General features: G+C 63.9%; 17 protein-coding genes. 10 read left to right on the forward strand and 7 right to left on the reverse strand.

Going from position 1 to position 20469, the window contains the following annotated elements; all coding sequences use genetic code 11:
- Nucleotides 1–34 precede the first annotated feature (34 nt).
- The 5 genes from rnr to NFR87_RS01410 all read left to right on the forward strand — a co-directional run bounded on the left by rnr (nucleotide 35) and on the right by NFR87_RS01410 (nucleotide 6845).
- Complete coding sequence (gene rnr, locus NFR87_RS01390; protein WP_251445267.1) at nucleotides 35–2119, forward strand: ribonuclease R; 2085 nt, start codon at nucleotides 35–37, stop codon at nucleotides 2117–2119.
- Nucleotides 2119–3429: a glycoside hydrolase family 3 N-terminal domain-containing protein gene (locus tag NFR87_RS01395; RefSeq protein ID WP_251445270.1), complete on the forward strand. Its 1311-nt coding sequence runs from the start codon at nucleotides 2119–2121 to the stop codon at nucleotides 3427–3429. Before rnr ends, NFR87_RS01395 begins: the two co-directional genes overlap by 1 nt.
- 67 nt (nucleotides 3430–3496) lie before the next feature.
- Nucleotides 3497–4189 carry a DUF4358 domain-containing protein gene (locus NFR87_RS01400; RefSeq protein ID WP_251445272.1) on the forward strand — a complete coding sequence of 231 codons (693 nt, stop codon included), beginning with the start codon at nucleotides 3497–3499 and terminating at the stop codon, nucleotides 4187–4189.
- A gap of 110 nt (nucleotides 4190–4299) precedes the next feature.
- Nucleotides 4300–5703, forward strand: coding sequence for an MBOAT family O-acyltransferase (locus tag NFR87_RS01405; protein ID WP_251445275.1), 1404 nt, complete (start codon nucleotides 4300–4302; stop codon nucleotides 5701–5703).
- 11 nt (nucleotides 5704–5714) lie between these two features.
- Nucleotides 5715–6845, forward strand: a complete 1131-nt coding sequence (locus tag NFR87_RS01410; RefSeq protein ID WP_251445277.1) for a DHHW family protein — start codon at nucleotides 5715–5717, stop codon at nucleotides 6843–6845.
- Nucleotides 6846–6966: 121 nt separating this feature from the next.
- Here the strand turns inward: NFR87_RS01410 and NFR87_RS01415 are convergent, their stop codons facing one another.
- Together NFR87_RS01415 and NFR87_RS01420 are read right to left on the reverse strand one after the other, a co-directional pair.
- A complete protein-coding gene (locus NFR87_RS01415; RefSeq protein ID WP_251445279.1) occupies nucleotides 6967–8262 on the reverse strand; it encodes a cation:proton antiporter in 1296 nt (431 codons plus the stop codon).
- Between the two features lie 141 nt (nucleotides 8263–8403).
- Nucleotides 8404–9174: a sulfite exporter TauE/SafE family protein gene (locus tag NFR87_RS01420; protein ID WP_251445282.1), complete on the reverse strand. Its 771-nt coding sequence runs from the start codon at nucleotides 9172–9174 to the stop codon at nucleotides 8404–8406.
- A 94-nt stretch (nucleotides 9175–9268) separates the two neighbouring features.
- Here NFR87_RS01420 and NFR87_RS01425 point away from each other — a divergent pair, with 94 nt between their 5' ends.
- Nucleotides 9269–10753, forward strand: coding sequence for a DUF1846 domain-containing protein (locus NFR87_RS01425; protein ID WP_251445285.1), 1485 nt, complete (start codon nucleotides 9269–9271; stop codon nucleotides 10751–10753).
- Between the two features lie 74 nt (nucleotides 10754–10827).
- Here NFR87_RS01425 and NFR87_RS01430 read toward each other — a convergent pair whose 3' ends face one another.
- Nucleotides 10828–12168 carry a stalk domain-containing protein gene (locus tag NFR87_RS01430; RefSeq protein ID WP_251445288.1) on the reverse strand — a complete coding sequence of 447 codons (1341 nt, stop codon included), beginning with the start codon at nucleotides 12166–12168 and terminating at the stop codon, nucleotides 10828–10830.
- A gap of 153 nt (nucleotides 12169–12321) precedes the next feature.
- Between NFR87_RS01430 and NFR87_RS01435 the strand changes: the two genes are divergently transcribed.
- Nucleotides 12322–13938, forward strand: a complete 1617-nt coding sequence (locus NFR87_RS01435) for a CTP synthase (RefSeq protein ID WP_251445292.1) — start codon at nucleotides 12322–12324, stop codon at nucleotides 13936–13938.
- A gap of 178 nt (nucleotides 13939–14116) precedes the next feature.
- On the forward strand, nucleotides 14117–15319 hold the full coding sequence (locus NFR87_RS01440; RefSeq protein WP_251445295.1) for an S-layer homology domain-containing protein: 1203 nt from the start codon (nucleotides 14117–14119) through the stop codon (nucleotides 15317–15319).
- A 46-nt stretch (nucleotides 15320–15365) separates the two neighbouring features.
- Here the strand turns inward: NFR87_RS01440 and NFR87_RS01445 are convergent, their stop codons facing one another.
- The 4 genes from NFR87_RS01445 to NFR87_RS01460 are packed head-to-tail and all read right to left on the reverse strand — an operon-like array spanning nucleotide 15366 to nucleotide 19041.
- Nucleotides 15366–16223 carry a PhzF family phenazine biosynthesis protein gene (locus tag NFR87_RS01445; protein WP_251445298.1) on the reverse strand — a complete coding sequence of 286 codons (858 nt, stop codon included), beginning with the start codon at nucleotides 16221–16223 and terminating at the stop codon, nucleotides 15366–15368.
- A gap of 5 nt (nucleotides 16224–16228) precedes the next feature.
- A complete protein-coding gene (sdaAA, locus tag NFR87_RS01450; RefSeq protein ID WP_251445301.1) occupies nucleotides 16229–17086 on the reverse strand; it encodes an L-serine ammonia-lyase, iron-sulfur-dependent, subunit alpha in 858 nt (285 codons plus the stop codon).
- Between the two features lie 3 nt (nucleotides 17087–17089).
- Nucleotides 17090–17755 (reverse strand): L-serine ammonia-lyase, iron-sulfur-dependent subunit beta, encoded by a 666-nt coding sequence (sdaAB, locus tag NFR87_RS01455; RefSeq protein WP_251445304.1) that lies wholly within the window; start codon nucleotides 17753–17755, stop codon nucleotides 17090–17092.
- Complete coding sequence (locus tag NFR87_RS01460) at nucleotides 17752–19041, reverse strand: chloride channel protein (protein WP_338147023.1); 1290 nt, start codon at nucleotides 19039–19041, stop codon at nucleotides 17752–17754. The genes sdaAB and NFR87_RS01460 overlap by 4 nt, the downstream gene beginning before the upstream one ends.
- A gap of 118 nt (nucleotides 19042–19159) precedes the next feature.
- On the opposite strand from NFR87_RS01460, the gene NFR87_RS01465 reads away from it, so the two are divergent.
- Both NFR87_RS01465 and NFR87_RS01470 read left to right on the forward strand, forming a co-directional pair.
- The gene (locus NFR87_RS01465) at nucleotides 19160–20062 is read left to right on the forward strand and encodes a hemolysin family protein (protein WP_251445307.1); all 903 of its coding nucleotides are present in this window, start codon (nucleotides 19160–19162) and stop codon (nucleotides 20060–20062) included.
- A 139-nt stretch (nucleotides 20063–20201) separates the two neighbouring features.
- Nucleotides 20202–20468 (forward strand): autorepressor SdpR family transcription factor, encoded by a 267-nt coding sequence (locus NFR87_RS01470; protein ID WP_251445310.1) that lies wholly within the window; start codon nucleotides 20202–20204, stop codon nucleotides 20466–20468.
- Nucleotide 20469 lies beyond the last annotated feature (1 nt).

Here is a 20469-nt window from a genome sequence, read left to right on the forward strand (position 1 = left end):
GGGAGAAGATCATGAGAAATGAGGTCTCTTTTTTATGGATAACAGCTCTCCCATCACCGGCCGCTTCCAAGGCTCGGGCAAGGGCTTCGGCTTCTTTATCCCCGAGGGCAGCGCCGCCAAAGCCGGCGACTACTTCGTCCCACCCGGAGACACCGCCGGGGCCTGGGACGGAGATACGGTGGAGGCCGTGCCCACCGGAGAGGATCCCCGCCGTCCCGGCCGGCCCTGCGCCAAGGTCAAGCGCATCCTCCAGCGGGGCAACGAGCTGGTTACCGGCGTGATCCTCAAGGCCGACCGCGCACTGTGGCTGCGCCCGGACAACGAACGGCTCCCCGGCCTGATCAAGCTCAGCCGGGGCGCCCATGTCCAGGCCGGGGAAAAGGCCGCCGTGACCGTCACCAGCTACGGTTCCTCCCTGCTCCCGCCCCTGGGCACACTGAAAAAGACCTTTGGCCCTGCGGGCAGCCGCCAGGCCTCCACCGAGGCCATTCTCTGTCAGCAGGGCATTGAGCGCGCCTTTCCCGACCCGGTGCTCGCTGAGGCCGCCGCCGTCCGCCAGCAGGTCTCTGCCGCTGCCCTCCAGGACCGGCGGGATCTGCGGGAAAAGACCGTCATCACCATCGACGGCGCCTCCTCCAAGGATCTGGACGACGCCGTAAGCCTGGAAAGGGACGAGGCGGGCAACTGGGTGCTGGGGGTACACATTGCCGACGTCAGCCACTACGTCACCCCCGGCTCCGCTCTGGATGAGGAGGCCTTTGCCCGGGGCACCTCGGTCTACTTTGCCGACCAGGTCATCCCCATGCTCCCCGTGGAGCTCTCCAACGGCATCTGCTCCCTGAATCCCGGGGTGGATCGGCTCACCCTGTCCTGCTTCATGACCATGGACAAGACCGGGGCCATCCTGGGCCACGATATCGTCCCCAGCGTCATCCGCTCCACCGAGCGGATGACCTACTCTGACTGCAACGCCCTGCTCGCCCCCGGCTGTGACGAGGCCCTCACCCAGCGCTACCAGAACATCCTCCCCATGCTCCGGGATATGGCCCAACTGGCCAAGGCGCTGGAAAAACGCCGCCGAAACCGGGGCGGTCTGGAGCTGGAGAGCCGGGAGAGCTATATCCTCTGCGACGAAAACGGCTCCCCTGTGGAGGTCGTCTCCCGCAGTCAGGGGGTGAGCGAAAAGCTCATCGAGGATTTTATGCTCGCCGCCAATGAGACGGTGGCAAGGCATCTCTTTGATCTGAAATCGCCCGCGGTCTACCGGGTGCACGAGAAGCCCTCCCTGGAGAAGACAGAAAATTTGAAGGCCATGCTGGCTCCCCTGGGCCTCTCCCTGCGCCAGGCGGACAATTTCTCCCTCCAGAAGGTGCTGGATGCGGTGAAGGACAAGCCCCAGGCCCCGGCGGTGAGCATGATGGTGCTCCGCTCCCTGATGAAGGCCCGCTACGCCTCGGAGAACCTGGGCCACTTCGGCCTGGCGGCCCCCTATTACTGCCACTTCACCTCTCCCATCCGCCGTTATCCCGACCTGATGATCCACCGCTGCCTCCACGCGCTTTGGAGCAAGCAGGAGCACAGCGCCCCCCGGGCGCGCAGGCGCGCCGCCGCCTGTGACCGGGCCGCCGTCCAATCCTCCCAGCGGGAGATCGCCGCCCAGACCGCCGAGCGGGACATTGAAAAGCTCTACTTCGCCGAGTATATGCACGCTCACATTGGCGAACACTTCCCCGCCGCGGTGAGCGGGGTCACCCGGTTCGGCCTCTTCGCCGCCCTGGGTAACGGGGTGGAGGGCCTGATCCCGGTGGAGAGCCTGCCCGACGACCACTATCTCTATGACGAGACCCACATGACCCTCACCGGAGAGCGCACCGGAAGGGTCTACTCCTTCGGCATGGCGCTGGAGGCGGTCTGCGTCCACGCCGACCCCGGCACGGGCCGGGTGGACTTCCGCCTCCCCGGCCGGGAGAACGCCCCGGGCCGGGAGCCGCAGGGACTGCCCAAAGTCCCTGTACGGCGGAAAGGCGAGGGCAAAGCCACCGGGAAGGCCCCCGGCAAGAGCCGGGGGAACCACCGGGCCATGCACGTGCCCAAGGGGCGAAAAAAGGGGAAAAGATGATGACAAAACGTTATATTTCTCTTGCATTATTATCTTTTGTATTCATTTTTGCCGCCAGCTGCGGCCCGGCGGGGGATCCGGCCAGTACCCCGGAGCCCCTGTCCTCCGCCGGAGGGGCTGTCCTCCCCACGAGCACACCCATCCCTGCCGAGTCCCCCGGCTCCGACCCGCTCCAACCTCCTGACCCTCTTTACCAGGCCGTGCGGCAGCTCTCCACCGAGGAAAAGGTGGGACAGCTTTTGGTGGTGGGCATCACCGGGACTTCCCCCGCCAGGGACGCTCTGTGGGCCATTCAGGAGGCCAGGGTGGGTGGAATCGTCCTCTTTGGCCGGAACATCTCCGACGCCGCCCAGCTTTTGGAGCTGATCAACGGCTTAAAGGAGCTGAACCGCGCGGCGGAAAATACCCCCCTCTTCCTCTGTGTGGATGAGGAGGGCGGAATGGTCTCCCGGATGCCCGATGAGGTGGCGGACATCCCCTCCGCCTTTGAGGGGCCGGATCCCTGTACCCGGGGGGAGCTCCTGGCGGCCGAGTGCGCCGCCTTCGGCTTCAATCTGGACTTCGCCCCGGTGCTGGATACCTGGTCTAACCCCGACAACACCGTCATCGGTAAGCGGGCCTTCCACACCGACTTTTTAGAGACCACCATCGCCGGCACAGGCTGCGCCTACGCCATGATGGCCTCGGGGGTCATCCCGGTGGTGAAGCATTTCCCCGGCCATGGGGACACGGACACCGACTCCCATGTGGGCCTCCCCGTGGTGGATAAGACCCGGCAGGAGCTGGAGGACGCCGAGCTGATGCCCTTCCGCTTCGCCATCGACGGGGCGGAGTGGAAGCCCCCCGTAGAGCGGGAGCCCACCCCCGTCCCCGCCGTCATGGTGGCCCACATCCTCATGACCCAGCTGGACGCCGACCGCCCCGCCTCCCTGTCCCCGGCGGTGGTGGACGGCCTTCTCCGAGAGGAACTGGGCTTTGACGGGGTGGCGTTCACCGACGACCTGACCATGGGGGCCATCACCAACACCTACGGTGTGGGCGAGGCCGCCGTGCTGGCCATTGAGGCCGGCTGCGACGTGGCGCTGGTCTGCCACGGCCTGGAGCAGGCCCAAGACGCTTACGCCGCTCTTCTGGAGGCGGTGAACTCCGGCCGCATCTCCATGTCCCGGCTGGACGACAGCGTCACACGCATTTTGGCTCTGAAGCTCAATGGGGCCTACGCCGTCAACGATGCGCCCGTACCCGAGCCCGACCTGGACGCCCTCAACGCCCGCATAGAAAAGGCCCTCGCCTCATATTTCCCGACCTGATCGGGGAACTTTTCAGCGTCTGCGTCGTCAAAGGGAATATCACCTCAAACATAAAGGAGTTTTTCCCATGAAGTACATCCGTCTCTCCGCCCTGGCCCTGACCGGAGCTGTGCTCCTCTCCCTGGGCGCCTGCTCCCCCAAGGAGCCCGACTCCACCCCCGTTCCCGAGGCCACCGGCACCCCCGGCGCGGCGGTGAGCGCTTCCCCCACCGGAACACCCGAGGCCCAGCCCACCGAGTCCATCAACGTCATCACCCCTCCCGCCGAGACCGACGCGGTGGTGAGGCCCCTGGAGACCCAAAGTCCCGTCCAGACCCAGCCCATCCAGACCCAGCCCGTCCAGACCCCCGTGCCCACGGCTGAGCCCACCGAGACCCCCGCCCCCGACCTCACCGCCGCCGACGTCTACGCCAAGGTCTCCGCCGTGGCCGGAGGCAACCCCATGAGCGACGTGGGCTTTGCGCTGGAGGAGTTCTATAACCTCAGTGCTTCCGATCTGGAGGACTTTGTCTTCTACATGCCCGACATGAGCGCCACCACGGAGGAGATCTTCATTGCCAGGGTGAAAAGCGGCAAGCTGGACGCTGTGAAGTCCGCCTGCCAGAGCCGTCAGCAGGGGATGAAGGAGGACGCCGCCATTTACCCCTCCGCCGCCGCCTACGTGGAGAGCTCCCAGATCGTCACCAACGGGGACTGGATCCTGTTCGTGGTGGTGGCGGAGCCCGACAGTGCAGTCACCGCTTTTAACGGCTGCTTCTGACCGCCACTGTACAAAATAAGAAAAACAGGCTATACTGAAGGCGAAGGGGCGTCCGGTACGCCGGATGTCCCTTCGTCTTCTATCCTAATTCTGACCGCCGGGGGTGCTATATGGTCTTTTCCACGCCCTTTTTCCTCTTCACCTATTTTCCCATTGTCCTCATCCTCCACGCCGTAACGCCGTCCCGTTACCGCAACGCCGTACTGCTGCTGGTAAACCTGGTCTTCTACGGCTGGAAGAAGCCCGCCTACATCCTCATCATGTTCGCCTCCATCGGCATCGACTACGTCCACGGCCTGCTGGTGGAGAAGGCCAAAGGGGAGGGCCGGGACAGGCGGGCCCGGCGGTATGTGGTGCAGTCGGTGGTGTTCAACCTGGCCCTGCTGGGCTTTTTCAAGTACTGGGACTTCATCGCCCGCTCCCTTTCCGCCATAGGGCTGGGCTTCCTGCCCACCCTGGGCCTGGAGCTGCCCATCGGCATCTCCTTCTACACCTTCCAGACCATGAGCTACACCATCGACGTCTACCGGGGAGACGCCAAGGCCCAGAGAAACATCGTCAACTTCGGCACCTTCGTCACCCTCTTCCCCCAGCTCATTGCCGGCCCCATCCTGAAGTATAAGGACTTGGCCGACCAGATCGATGTGCGGGATTACCCGGTGGAGCGCTTCGCCGCCGGCGTGCAGATCTTCACCGTGGGCCTTGCCAAAAAGGTGCTCCTGGCCAACAACCTGGGTGCTTTGTGGGATGTGTATAAGGCCATGCCGCCGGAGCAGCTCACCACCGCGGGGGCCTGGCTGGGGGCCCTGGCCTTCGCCTTTCAGCTCTACTTCGACTTCTCCGGCTACTCCGACATGGCGGTGGGCCTGGGGCGGATGCTGGGCTTTACCTTCTCCGGCAACTTCAACTATCCCTATGCCGCCCGTTCCATCACCGACTTCTGGCGGCGGTGGCACATCTCTCTCAGCTCCTGGTTCCGGGAGTACCTCTATATCCCCCTGGGCGGCAGCCGGGTCGCCAAGGGCCGGCTGGTCTTCAACCTGATGGCGGTCTGGGCCGCCACCGGCATCTGGCACGGTGCCAACTGGAACTTCCTTCTGTGGGGGCTGTGCTACGGCGTTCTGCTGGTGCTGGAAAAGCTGGTGTGGGGAAAAGCCCTGCAAAAGCTCCCCATCCCTCTCCAGCGGCTCTACACCCTCTTTTTCGTTCTGGTGCTCTGGGTGGTCTTCGCTATTGAAGACTTCTCCCGGCTGCTGCCCTACCTGGGAACCATGTTCGCTCTGGGCGGCGCCGGAGCGGCAGACGGGGCCTTCCTCTACTATCTCAAGTCCTACCTGCCCATGCTCCTGCTGGCCGGCCTGGGCGCCACCCCCCTGGTGAGGTCTCTCTGGGCCAGGCTCCCGGAGACGGGGCGGAAGATTTTGTGCCCCCTGCTGATGCTCTCGGCTCTGCTTTTGTCCACCGCCTACCTGGTGGACGGCACCTACAATCCCTTCCTCTACTTCCAGTTTTAGGAGGTCATCCCATGAGTAAAAAATATGCCCGGTTCCTCTCCCTTCTCTTCTGCGGCGCCCTGTTCCTGGGCTTCTCCGCCAACGCCCTCACCCCGGACAAGACCTTTTCCGATGTGGAAAACCGCACCCTGGCCCAGCGGCCCCAGGCCACTGTCAGGAACGTTCTCTCCGGGGCGTTCATGGCCGATTACGAGACCTATACCATCGACCAGTTCCCCGGCCGGGACTACTGGGTGGCGGCCAAGGCGTGGAGTGAGCGGCTCATCGGCAAGCAGGAGAACAACGGGGTCTACTTCTGCGACGGCTCCACCCTTATCACCCGCTTTGACGCCCCTGATCAGAAGCGGCTGGAGAGCAACTTGAACTATATCAACACCTTCGCTCAGAAAAGCACCGCCCCGGTCACCGTGGGGCTCATCCCCACCGCCGCCAAGATCTGGGCGGATAAGCTGCCCCAGGGCGCTCCCAACTACGACCAGGCCCTGGTCATCTCCCAGGCCCAGCAGGGCCTCACCGTTCCGGTGCAGGACTTCACCGCCGCCCTCGCCCCACACAGCGGCGAGGCCATCTTCTACCGCACCGACCACCACTGGACCAGCCTGGGCGCCTACTACGCCTACGCCGCCCTGGGCCCCACCCTGGGCTACGAGCCCCTGCCCCTGGAGACCTACACCAGAACCACCGTCTCCACCGAGTTCTACGGCACCGTCTTCTCCTCCTCCGGCGTGCGGTGGGTAGAGCCGGACGAGATGGATATTTACGTCCCGGAGGAGGGCATCACCGTGGTGTCCCACACCTATGACGCCAGCGGCAATCCCGTGGCCGAGCCCCGGCAGCTCTACGACGAGAGCTACCTGGCCAAGAAGGACAAATACTCCATGTTCCTGGGGGGGCAGCAGGCCCTGGGGGTGGTCACCACGCCTAACACGGACAAGCCCAAGCTGCTCCTTATTCGGGACAGCTATTCCGACTCCCTGGTGCCCTTCCTCACCCCTCATTTCTCTGAGATCCACCTCATCGACCTGCGCTATTACAAGCTCTCCACCTCCCAGTATATCGCGGACAACGGGATCGACCAGGCCCTCGTTCTCTACTCGGTGCCCAACTTTGCCGAGTCCAGCCTGGTGTGGCTGGGCCGGTGACAGGCGGCCCGTTCCGGCCCTGAAAGGCAAAAAGAAAAAGCTCTGGATGAGATCATCCAGAGCTTTTTTACACGCCTATCTCCTTCCGGGGCGGGCCGCCCGGCGGGCGGCCCCCAGGCGCTTATTTTTCCTCCAGCTTCACCGGCCGCTTTGCCACGTTCATCGTCCGGGAGGAGCTCTTGCCCTCCGGCTTGATCTCCCCTGCCGCCATCAGCGACCGCTTGGTGAGGGCAGGCCCCACCAGCTCGTAGACCAGCACAGAGAAGAGCACCACGTTGCGCACCATGGCCCCATCCGCCAGGTTCTGGGCGGTGAGGGCCATTCCCAGGGCCACCCCCGCCTGGGGCAGGAGGGTGATGCCCAGGTGCCGCTTGATCTTGTCGCTGCATCCGGTGGCGGCGCAGCTGGCATAGGCGCCGCAGAACTTACCCAGGGAGCGGGACAGGATGTACACCACGCCCACCAGCAGAACCAGCGGCTTGGACAGCACGCCCAGATCCAGCTCCGCGCCCGACAGGACGAAAAACAGGATATTGAGGGGGGCCGTCCAGTGATCCACCCGCTCCATGATCTCCTGGGAGGTGTGGCAGATGTTGCAGAAGACGGTGCCCGCCATCATGCAGGTGAGCAGCAGGCTGAAGCCGATGTGGACGCCGCCCACCTCAAACTCCACCATGGAAAGTCCCACCGTCAGGAAGATAAAGCCGAGGGAAAGGCTGCGCCGCTTGCTCCTGGAGTGGAAAAACTGCTCCAGATGATGGAGCAGGAAGCCTGCCAGGCCGCCCAGCACCAGGGACAGGAGGATCTCAACGACCGGCTCCACCACCACGCTCACCACGCTGACCACGCCGCTTTCCATGGCAGTGGCCACCCCAAAGGAGGCGGAAAACAGCACCAGGCCCACCGCGTCGTCAATGGCCACCACCATCAGCAGAAGGTGGGTCAAAGGGCCGTCGGCCTTATACTGCCGCACCACCATCAGGGTGGCGGCGGGGGCGGTGGCGGCGGCGATGGCGCCCAGCGTGATGGCGGAGGGCAGGCTGATAAGCGCCGGGTTCAAATAGTGAAGCCCCACCAGGGCCAGATCCACAATGATGGTGGTGATCACGGCCTGGGCAATGCCCACGACCACTACCCGAAGGCCCATGCTGCGCAGCTGCTCCAGCCGGAACTCATCCCCGATGGCAAAGGCGATAAAGCCCAGGGCCGCCTGGGAGATGATATTGAACCCGGCCACCTGCTCGGCGGTGTTGAAGCCCAGGCCGGGAACGCCCAGAGCCCCCAGGCAGAAAGGCCCCAGCAAAAGTCCGGCCACCAGATAAGCGGTGACGGCGGGCAGGCCCAGCTTTTTGGCGGGCCGGGACATGAGAAGTCCGCCCACCAGAGCCACAGACAGGCAGATAAAAATTTGAGACATGAACATTCACTCCTTGCGAAACTCGTAAGTACCGGAGTGAAAGCATAGCACTTCTCACCAAAAAGTGCAAACAGTTTTTGGTGAAAAAGTCAACAAAAAAGGAAGGAAAGCCCGCCGCAAAATCGTGAGGTTTTGCGACACTCACCCCACCGCCAGATCCCAAAGGATGCGCGCCAGAAGGAGCGCCAGCACCACAAAGAACATGGGACGGATGATCCTGGCCCCGTCCTTCAAAGCCAGGGTGGAGCCCACGTAGTGCCCGGCGATGGAGCAGCAGGCCGCCGGCAGGCCAAGGGCCCAGATGATCTTCCCGGCAAAGGCGAAGGTGACGAAGGCGGCCACGTTGGAGCACAGGTTCACCACCTTGGCGTTGCCTGAAGCGGTGACCAGATCGAAGCCGGCGAAGGCGGTGAAGGCCAGGATCATGAAGGTGCCCGCCCCCGGCCCAAAAAAGCCGTCGTAGGCCCCCAGCACAAGGCCGATAGTTCCGGAGAGGAGCTGCACCTTCCTGGGGGAGAGCTCCTCCACCCGGCTGTCCAGGCCGAAGTCCCGGTGGAACAGAAGGAACAGGGCGATCACAGGGAGCAGGCCGATGAGGATGTAGTGCAGCGCCCGCTCGCTGAGCAGAAGGTTCAGCCGCGTCCCCAGGGCGGAGCCGATGAGGGCGGTGACGGCGGAGATCGCCGCCGCCTGCCGGTGGAACCGGCCCTCCTTCAAAAACCGCAGGGTGGATACGGCAGTGCCAAAAACCGAGCTGCACTTATTGGTGGCGGAGGCCATGTGGGGCGGAAGGCCGGCCACCAGATAGGCAGGCAGGGCAATGAGCCCGCCGCCCCCCGCCACCGCGTCCACCAGTCCCGCCAAAAACACCAGGGGACAGACGATGAGGAACATGCGCAGTGTAACTTCCATAGAAAATCCTCCAAACCGGGAAAATTGTGCTTTGTATCCCAGTGAAAATATGGTAGAATGGGAGCGATATTGAGAAATAGGGAGGCAGGGGGACATGAGCAGGCCCGGCTTTGACAACGAAAAATATCTGGAGACCCAGTCCGCCCGGATCCGGGAGCGCATCGCCCAGTTTGGCGGCAAGCTCTACCTGGAATTCGGCGGTAAGCTTTTTGACGACTACCACGCCGCCCGGGTGCTCCCCGGCTTCGCGCCTGACAGCAAGATCCGCATGCTCTCCCAGCTGAAGGATCAGGCGGAGGTGGTCATTGCCATCAACGCCGCCGACATCGAGAAGAACAAGGTGCGGGGCGACCTGGGCATCACCTACGATGTGGACGTGCTCCGGCTCATCGACGCCTTCCGGGCCATGGACTTCCTGGTGGGGGGCGTGGTCATCACCCGCTACGACCACCAGGCCGCGGCCAAAGCCTTCCAGCATCGTCTGGAGGAGCTGGGCGTCAAGGTCTGCCGCCACTATCCCATCGCCGGCTACCCCCACAACATCCCCCTCATCGTCAGCGACGAGGGCTACGGGAAAAACCAGTACATGGAGACCACCCGGCCCCTGGTGGTGGTCACCGCCCCCGGCCCGGGCAGCGGCAAGATGGCGGTGTGCCTCAGCCAGCTCTACCATGAGTACCGCCGGGGCATAAAGGCCGGCTATGCCAAGTTTGAGACCTTCCCCATCTGGAACCTGCCTCTGAATCACCCGGTCAATCTGGCCTATGAGGCCGCCACCGCCGACCTCAATGACGTGAACATGATCGACCCCTTCCACCTGGCGGCCTACGGCGAGACCACGGTGAACTATAACCGGGACGTGGAGGTCTTCCCCGTCCTGTCCAACATGTTCGAAACGATCACCGGCGAGAGCCCCTACAAATCCCCCACCGACATGGGGGTCAACATGGTGGGCAACTGCATCGTGGACGACGAGGCCGTCTGCGCCGCCGCCCGGCAGGAGATCCTCCGCCGCTATTACGACGCCCTGTGCGAGCGCCGCCAGGGCCGCTGCGGGGACGACGTGGTGTACAAGCTGGAGCTTCTTATGAAGCAGGCCGGGATCGACGCCTCTATCCGTCCGGTGGTCTCCGCCGCCCTGGCGGTGGCGGAGGACACGGGCCTGCCCGCCGTCACCATCGAGCTGCCCGACGGGCGCATCGTCCGGGGCCGCACCACCGACCTGATGGGCCCCTCGGCGGGCGCCCTCCTCAACGCCCTGAAGGCGCTGGCGGGCATCGACCGAAAGGTGCACCTCATCACCCGGGAGGCCATCATGCCCATCCAGCACCTGAAGGTGGAGCACCTGGGCAGCAAGAACCCCCGGCTCCACACCGATGAGGTGCTCATCGCCCTGGCCTCCAGCGCGGTGAGCAATCCCCTGGCGGATCAGGCCATGGATCAGCTGGCCAGCCTGAAGGACTGCCAGGCCCACGCCACCGTCATCCTGCCCGCCAATGACGCCAGCATCTACAAAAAGCTGGGCGTCCAGGTCACCTGCGAGCCTCAGTACGAGACCAACAAGCTCTACCACCGGTAAAAGAAGTCAAAGACCGAGGAACGCAAAGCATTCAAAACCGCCACCTGCCAGGGTGGCGGTTTTTTGCTTTTTACTCACTCTTCCAAAAACTCCTCCGGGCCGCCGGACATGGGCACCCGCACCCAGCCGGACCAGGCGCCGCTCCCGTCCTCCGCCATACCGCCGCGGGTATAGTAGAGATCGTTCCCGATGGCGGTCAGGTCGTTGATGTAGCTATAGCTGTCCCGATCCGGGATGTGGCACAGAAGGACAGGATGACCCCCGTCCAATCCCATTCGGTAGATGCTGTGGCCGTCCCGCACCTGGGCGGTGACAAAAATACTGTTCTCCGTGACCGCCAGAGCCTCCAGCACCCACTCCATGGGCAAAAGCTCCTGTTCCCCCGTCTCATAGTCCCAGATCAGAATACCTCGGGGCGCCAGATCTGCCCGCTCGGAGTAATAGGCGTTCACCGCCAGATAATACTTTCCGCCGGACACGGCGTGGCCGGAGAAAAAGTCGCTCCGGCCGGATACGCCGGTGGAGAGCCGGGCCACCGTCTCCCCCGTCTCCAGAGAGCGGACTTCTCCCCTGTCGCTGAAGGCCAGGCCGTCGGCCAGGATGGGATCGAACTTCAGCGGCTCCCGGCACAGGCGCACCACATTTGTCCCATCCAGGTCGGCCCGGTAGTAGCCCCGGTGCTCTCCCACCAGATCCAGGGCGTTGAAATAGAGCTGATCCTCCCAGATCCCGATACTGGAAACGCTCCAGTCCACCAGGCAGGTGGTCTCTCCGGTCTGTGGATCCCAGCAGTCCAGGGTCATACTGTCACTCCCCGCGCTCATACGGCCGTAAAACTTCCCCTTATAGTAGTGGAGGTCGTTGCACTGGGGCAGTTCTGGAAAGGGCTCCGCCGTCCCGTCCGGCGCGATGCGCACGCTGCCGTTATAGAGATAGCTGCCGTCGGTGCACAGTCCGGCGTAGCTGCGCTGAAACCCACTCTTCAGCTCGGCCCGGCGGTGATAGAGCAGGACGGTATCGTCTCCATCCCAAAATACGTCGCAGTCTGACGCCTCGGCCACTGCCCGGACAGGGATCAGGGTGCGGCCCTCCACCGCCACGGGCGCCACATCCAGGGGTTGGGTCTGCCCGTTCACCGTCATGGCCGCCTCTCCGATCTTCAGCTCCACCTGGCGCGCCGGGGAGCGGGCGGACACACCCAGGCCGCCGTCCCAGCTCACCTCGTAGCCCAAGGCCTCGAAGAGAACCCGGAAGGGGGCCAGGGTACGGCCCTCCGTCACCAGGATCTTTCCCGCTTGCTCCAGAGGCACGCCGTCCACCAGGATTTGAAGCTCTATCTCCTCCGCCCAGGCCGGAGCACACAGCAGCACCGACGCACCGACGGCGCAGAGCAGAGCCCTCCCAAATGCTTTCACAGCCTCGCCTCCTCGCTTTTTGCCCTTATTATAGTACAGCGGTATATTTACTGTCAAAATTTTTCTTGACGGATTTTGGGTCTTGGTCGTAAAATAGAGGCGATTTTTGCGGCGGGGCAAAGGGGTCCCACCCATCTTCGGGAGGGAATATCCATGGCTACAAAATACATCTTTGTCACCGGCGGCGTGGTCTCCGGCCTGGGCAAGGGCATCACCGCCGCCTCTCTGGGCCGGCTATTGAAGGCCCGGGGCTGCAAGGTCACCATCCAGAAATTCGACCCGTACCTGAACGTGGATCCCGGCACCATGAGCCCCTTTCAGCACGGGGAGGTCTTTGTCACCGAGGACGGCGCGGAGACCGACCTGGATCTGGGCCATTATGAGCGGTTCATCGACGAGAACCTCACCGTCCACTCCTCGGTGACCTCGGGCAAGGTCTATTGGAACGTCCTCAGCCGGGAGCGCAGCGGCGACTACCTGGGGGGCACCGTCCAGGTCATCCCCCATATCACCGACGAGATCAAGCGCCACATCGACCTGGCCGGCAGGGAGACCGGGGCCGACGTGGTCATCACCGAGATCGGCGGCACCGTGGGCGACATCGAGTCCCAGCCCTTTCTGGAGGCCATCCGCCAGTGGGCGGTGGAGCATGGACGGGAGAACTGTATGTTCATCCATGTGTCCCTCATCGTGTCCATCCCCGGCTCCGGGGAATTGAAGTCCAAGCCCACCCAGCACTCCGCCAAGGAGCTTTTGTCCATCGGCATCCAGCCCGATGTGATCATGTGCCGCTGCGACTACGACATCCCGGAGGATGTGCGGCGGAAGATCTCCCTGTTCTGCAACATCCCCCCGGAAAACGCCATTCCCAACCTCACCGCTCCCATCCTCTACGAGGTGCCCCTGATGCTGGAGGCGGAGGGGCTGGGCCACGTGGTATGCAAGCGCCTGGGCCTTCCCGACCCCCAGCCCGACCTTGGGCAGTGGCGAGCCATGGTGGAGCGGGCCAGGGGGGCCCAAAAGCATGTGAAGATCGCCATGGTGGGCAAATATATGGCCCTGCACGACGCCTACCTCTCCGTGGTGGAGGCCCTCCACCACGGCGGCATTGAAAACGATGTGGTGGTGGATGTGGACTGGGTGGACTCCCAGCAGGTCAGCGACGAAAACGCCGCCCGGATCCTGGGCGGCTGTGACGGCATCCTGGTGCCCGGCGGCTTTGGCCAGCGGGGCGTGGAGGGCATGATCTCCGCCGTCCGGTACGCCAGAGAGCGGCGCATCCCCTACTTCGGCATCTGCCTGGGGATGCAGATGGCGGTGGTGGAGTTCGCAAGGAACGCGGCGGGGCTCCGGGGGGCCCACTCCAGCGAGCTGTGCGGCCACACCGAGCACCCGGTCATCGACTTGATGAGCGACCAGCGGGGGGTCACCGCCAAGGGCGGCACCATGCGCCTGGGGGCCTATCCCTGCCATATCGCCTCCCCCGACTCCAGGGTGGGCAGGGCCTATGGCACCCAGAGCATCCAGGAGCGGCACCGCCACCGCTACGAGTTCAACAACGACTACCGCCAGCGGCTGGAGGCGGTGGGGCTTGTCCTCTCCGGCCTCTCCCCCGACGGGCGGCTGGTGGAGATGGTGGAGCTGGCCGACCACCCCTGGTTCGTGGGGGTGCAGTTCCACCCAGAGTTCAAAAGCCGGCCCAACAAGGCCCATCCTCTTTTCCGGGACTTCATCTGCGCCGCCAAGGAATACAAGGAACTGTCCAAATGATAAAGAAGTAACTGCAATTTGTGACCTTTTGGAGAGCTGACCGGTCTGTAATACGTCAAAAAGAGGAACGGCTAAAGCCGTTCCTCTTCCATTTTCCCCCTTCGGCAAAATATGTTTGTCTTTTCCCCTTTTTCCTGTTAGAATGGGCTTACTACGACATGAAGGAGCCGATACGCCTATGAAATGGAAGAGGGCCCTTGCCCTGGCCTTAGCCGCCCTCCTGACCCTGTCTCCCGCCGCCCTTGCCGCCGGGGAGGCCCCCTGGTATGCCGAGGCGGAGGCCTTCATCTACCGCGAGGGCCTGATGAACGGCGTGGCGGAGGGCTTCGCCCCCCAGACGCCGGCCACCCGGGGCGCCGTGTTCCAGGCCCTGTGGAACCTGGAGGGGCAGCCCTATCCCACCAGACCCTTCTTTTTTTCCGACGTGACCGCCGATGCCTGGTACGCCAACGCCGCCGCCTGGGCCAAGGAGATGGGCCTTGCCGCCGGGGATGAAAACCGGGCCTTCCGGGGCGGCGACGCCGTCACCAGGGCGGAGCTGGCCGCCATCTTCGCCCGGTATCTTCTCCAAAAGGGATTTCCTCAGGTCTCCCTCCCCGCCGGGACGGTCTTTTCCGACCTGGATCAGGTGCCGGACTGGGCCTACGGGGACATGACCCTCTGCGCCGCCTATGGCATTATTACCGGCCACGACGGCCGGCTCATGCCCAACGCCACCGCCACCCAGGCGGAGCTGGCCGCCATGCTTATGGCCCTCTCCCGGCTGACTCCCCCGGAGCGGCCCGCCGCGGAACGGTACATCGAGGGTCTTTTGAAGGCCAACTATCTGGGGCAGTTTGAGCCGGAATATCTGCAGCTCTCCGGCCTCAGCGAGAGCGCCGCCCGCCGCGCCTATGAAAAGCGGCTGCGCCAGGCCGCGGACTACTTCCTGCTCATCTATAATGTGGAGTATCCCACCGACGAGATGCGCACCGCCCTTGCGGACGTCTACGCCCAGGTATACGAGCATCTGGAGTTTAGGGTAGTCTCCTCCGCCGAGGCGGAGGACGGATTCTGGTCTGTGGAGCTTTCCATCTCCCCCCTGGACATCATCCGCATCACCGACGCCTCCCTGAGCCAGACCATGGAGCCCTTCTACGCCAAGTATCCCCTGTCCGTGCAGCTGGCCATGACCGACCGGGAGTACCGGGTCATGGACAAGGAGTGGGCCGAGCTGCTCATCGCCCTGTTCCGCTCCAAGCTCCCCAACGTCGGCTCCCTCTCCCCCCAGTGCGTCCTTCTCCAGCCGGAGCTGGGCGGCGACGGCAAATGGACGCTGTCCCAGGAGGCGCTGGACGCGCTGGACGCGCGCGTTATCCAGTATTTCCCCGAGGAGAGCTGAACCAAGACAAAGAAGAACGCCGTGAGGGATCCCCTCACGGCGTTTTTTATGCCCAGTCTCCCTGCGCCACGATGTGGCAGCGGCCGCCCACCTCGATGAGCCACCGGCCCTCTGCCTCCTTGGCTTGGATCTGCAAGACGGAGGGCCGGCCCATGTCCTCCCCCTGAAGGACGGTATAGGCGGCCTCTCTTTTTCCAAAGTAGTCATGCTCCAAAAGGTAGCCCGCCAGGTCACCATTGGCGCTGCCGGTGGCAGGATCCTCCACAAAGTTCTCCATCAGGCAGCGCACCGCCAAAACGTTCCGCCCCATGTCCACAAAGAACAGATGATTGCAGTAACACCCAGGGCGGCGGGCAACATAGGCGTTGAATTTGTCCCGGTCTATCGTCAGCCCGGCCAGGGTCTGACGGCTTTTGAGGGGGATGATCACCGACTCCAAGCCAGTACTGGCCCACTGGATGGGATAGTCCTCCCGGATCTCCTCCGGGGAGATGCCGTAGATCGGGGCCAGCTCCTCTCTGGAAATGACTGCGCCGAACTCCGGCGAATTCTGGGCCATGGTCAGTCCCTGGGGCGTGACCTTGACCCGGATCTGCCCCACCTTCAGGTTCAACCGAACCTCTTCGCCCGCTCCCCCCTCCAGCGCCTGGTGGATGACATGGGCTGTCCCCAAGGTGGGGTGGCCGGCAAAGGGAACTTCCCCCACATTGGGCGTCCAGATGCGCACGGCGTAGCCCCCGTCCGGCTGTTTGCCAGACAGGATAAAAGCCGTTTCAGAAAAGTTGATCTCCCGGGCAATAGCCTGCTGCTCCGCGTCGCTCACAGCCCGGTCGGGGATGACCACCAGAAGCGGATTGCCCTGGTATTTCTCCCGCGCAAAGCAGTCTACGATATAAAACCGCATCGGTCTCACTCCGCAAAAAGTCCCTCGGCCAGACGGCGGCCGGTGGGAGTGGCGGCCAAGCCGCCCTGGCCCGTCTCCCGCAGGGCGGAGGGAAGAGCCACGCCCACCGCCCCCATGGCGTCGATGACCTCATCGCAGGGAATGGGGCTGCTCACCCCGGAGAGGGCCATCTCCGCACAGGAGATGGCATTCACCGCACCCATCACGTTTCTTGTCACGCAGGGCACCTCCACCAATCCGCCCACCGGGTCGCACACCAGGCCCAGGGTGTTGCTCAGCGCCAGGGCGCAGGCCTGGGCCATCTGGGCCCCAGAGCCGTTTTTCACTTGCACCAGGGCCGCGGCAGCCATGGCAGAGGCGGAGCCAACCTCTGCCTGGCAGCCCCCCTCCGCCCCGGAGATAGAGGCCCGCTGGGCGATCACCTGGCCAAAGCCGGCGGCCACATACAGGGCCTCCACCATGGTCTCGTCGGAGATCCCGTCCCGCGCCTGCAGGGGGATGAGCACCGCCGGCAGCACCCCGGAGGCCCCCGCCGTGGGGGCGGCCACCACCCGGCGCATACAGGCGTTGCACTCGCCCGCCTTCAGGGCGGCGGCGATGACCTGGCGCAGGAAGGGGGAACACAGGCCGGAGCCCGGCCCCTCCAGAAGGGCCCCGGCCCCGCCGGTCAGGCCGCTGGGAGAGCGGCGGGCGGGGTCATAGTCCGCCTGGGTGGCCTGCATGGCCCGCCACAGCTCGGACATTTTGGCCCAGGATGCCGCCTCGTCCACGCCGCTGTCGGCGCAATCCTCCACCTGGATCCGCTTCCAAAGGGGGAGAGCCTCCCCGCCGGCCAGTAATTTTTCTACAGAATGAAAGGCCATCGCTTACACCTCCGTCATGTCGAGATAGGTCACCCGGACAATGCCCTCCAGAGCCCGCAGCTCCCCGATGGCGGCGGCGTGGATGGGCTGATCGCTCTCAATGACCATCACCGCAAGGCCGCCCCGCATGTCCCGGTAGAGCTGCATGGTGGCGATATTCACCCGCTGGCGGGAGAGTACCCCCGCCACCTCGGCCACCTGGCCGGGCTTGTCTTCGTTGCGGATGATAAGGGTGGGCAGGTCGCCGGAGAAGGCGGCCTCCAGGCCGTCGATGGCCTCCACCCGCACCCGGCCGCCCCCCAGAGACGCTCCCCGCACCTCCACGCTGTGGCCGTCGGGGGCGGTGAGGCGGAACAGGACGGTGTTGGGATGGGCCCCCTGGAGATTCACCCGGCCCAGGATCAGCTCCATCCCCGCCTCTTGCGCCAGCGCGAAGGAGTTGGGCAGCCGGGGGTCGTCGGGGGCCATGTCCAGCAGCCCCACCGCCAGAGCCTTGTCCGTGCCGTGTCCGGAGCCGGTGGCGGCGAAGGAACCGTGGAGCAGCAGCTCCGCCCTGGCAGGGGCACAGCCCAGCAGACGGCGGGCAATACGGCCCAGCCGGGCGGCTCCAGCGGTGTGGGAGGAGGAGGGGCCGATCATCACCGGGCCCATAATGTCAAAAATGGTCATGCTTCATCCTCTTTTCTCTCTTTCTCTTCCCCGTGGTATTCCTCAGGGATACGTTTGGAGTATACGATCTGCTGCGCGCTGTAGAGCCCACCGTAGCCGGAGAGGAGGTAGCTGACAGCGCAGGCGGCGGCGTAGAGGCCCAAGTCCTGCCCCCCAAAGAGCTCATAGGCCAGGAGAATGGAGGTCAGTGGGCAATTGGTCACCCCGCAGAACACCGCCACCATCCCCACCGAGGCGGCAAAGGAGGCGGGCAGCCCCAGCAGCGGCCCCACGGCGCAGCCGAAGGTGGCCCCGGTAAAGAAGGTGGGGACGATCTCGCCCCCCTTAAAGCCCGCCCCCAGGGTGAGGGCGGTGAACAGGATCTTCAGCACAAAGGCGTAGGGAACCGCCTCCCCGCCCACGGCGGCGGCGATGATCTCGCCTCCCGCGCCGTTATAGTCGCGGTTTCCCACCAGCACAGTCAAAAGCTGCACCAGGACGCCTCCCACGGCGATGATAAGATAGGGATTTTTCAGCGCCCGCTGATAGAAATGGCGGGCGGCGTGCATGGCCACGTAGAAAAGGATGGCCGCCAGGGCGCACAGGGCGCCCAGCAGCACGGTCTGGGCCAGAGACTGGGCGCTGAGACCGGGAAAGCGGGCCACGGCGTAGGCGGTGGCGTGCAGGCCCAGGCGCTGCGCCAGCAGGGTGGCGATCAGAGAGGAGAGCACCGCCGGCACCAGAGCGGCGTAGTGCATCACGCCCACATGGACGACCTCCAGGGCAAAAAGGGCGGCGGCCAGCGGGGTACCGAACAGGGCGGAAAAGGCGGCGGCCATGCCGCAGACCACCAGCATCCGCCGGTCGTCCTGGTCAAAGCCCAGCCGGCGGCCCAGGCTGGAGGCGATAGAGCCGCCCAGCTGGAGGGCGGCCCCCTCCCGGCCGGAGGAGCCGCCGCACAGATGGGTCAGGGTAGAGGCGGCAAAAATGAGCGGCGCGGTGCGAAAGGCCACGGGAGCCTCTCCCCGGACGGCCCGGAGCACCAGATCGGTTCCCCCGTCCTGCCATATACCGGCCCGGTGATAGAGCCAAACGATGACAAGCCCCGCCTCCGGCAAAAGAAACAGCAGCCAGGGATGCGCTTGCCGGGTTTGGCTCGCCCAATCCACCGCCAGGTGAAAGCCCACCCCCACCAGTCCTACTCCAAGGCCGAGCAAAACGGCCAGAATGGCCCATTTTACCAGCGTGAGCAGATCCTCCCAGCGGTCTTTCAGGGCGGCGATAAGATCTTCTTTCATCTCGTCCATTTACAGCACCAACTTTGTATCATTTGGTATTTATTATACCACATATATTTTTTCGTGCAATTCCCCTTTTTCTATGCTATAATGCTTTTCGTACATGATTCTAAAGGAGGAATTCTCCGTGGGAGAGCCCACAGTACCCTTACCTCTGCTGATCCTTTTGGTGCTCTGCCTGTGCGCCGAGACGGCCGGCATCATCGCCCTGGCCCTCAAGCTCCGCGCCCTGGGCAAACGCTCCTCGGAAGAGGATATCCGCCAGCTGGTGGACATCGGCGAAGAGAAGGGCTCTATTGAAAAAGAGGAGAAGGAGCTCATTGAGAACGTCTTTGAGTTCAACAACTCCACCGCCGCCGACGTGATGGTACACCGCACCGACGTGGTGATGCTCTGGGTGGACGACCCGGACGAGGAGATCCTAGAGACCATCCGCACCTCGGGCCTGACCCGGTTCCCGGTCTATGAGGAGGACACCGACGACATCATCGGCCTTCTCAATACCCGGGACTATCTGCTCAACGCCCACGCCGGCTCGCCCAAGCCCCTGCGGGAGCTGCTGCGGGAGGTGTACTTCGTCCCTGAGACGGTGCGCACCGACGTGCTGTTCCGGGATATGCAGAGCCGGAAGATCCACTTCGCCGTAGTGGTGGATGAGTACGGCGGCACCAGCGGCATCCTCACCATGGAGGATCTCATTGAGGAGCTGGTGGGCAACATCTATGACGAGTTCGATCCCCAGGACGAGCAGGAGATCGTACCCCTGGACGAGGAGCACTGGCGCATTGCCGGCTCCGCCCCCCTGGAGGAGGTAGCGGAGGCGCTGGAAATGGAATTTCCGGAGGATGAGGAGGCCGAGACCCTGGGCGGCCTGGTCTTTGCCCGGCTGGATGTGATCCCCGCCGACGGCACCCATCCCACCGTGGACGCCCACGGCCTGCGCATCCAGGTGGAGGAGCTGTCCGACCGCCGGGTGGAGTGGGCCAGAGTGACCCGCCTGTCCCCCAAGGCCCACACTGACGAAGAATAATATTTCCCAAAAGCGGCCCCTGACCTTCTGTCAGGGGCCGCTTTTTTCAGAGGAACATTTCGACAATTTTCAAAATGTTCTTGACAGCCTGTGATCGCCGTGGTATCATTTAGACATTCATCGAAATGAGGTGATGGATATGTCCTTTCAAGCCACCTTCAAGGCCCTGTCCGACCCCACCCGCCGGGCCATTCTGGATCTGCTCAAGGACGGCGCCAAGACCGCCGGAGAGATCGGAAGCTCCTTCGATATGACGGGGGCCACCGTGTCCCACCACCTGTCCGTTTTGAAGGAGGCAGGACTCATCAGCGACGAGCGGCGGGGGAAATATATCTGTTATGAGCTCAACTTGTCCATTTTGGACGAGATCACCGGCTGGATCGCCGGACTGAAAGGAGACAACTGAT

This window comes from Vermiculatibacterium agrestimuris (assembly GCF_943193085.1).
In the GTDB taxonomy this organism is placed as follows: Bacteria; Bacillota; Clostridia; order Oscillospirales; family Oscillospiraceae; genus Vermiculatibacterium; species Vermiculatibacterium agrestimuris.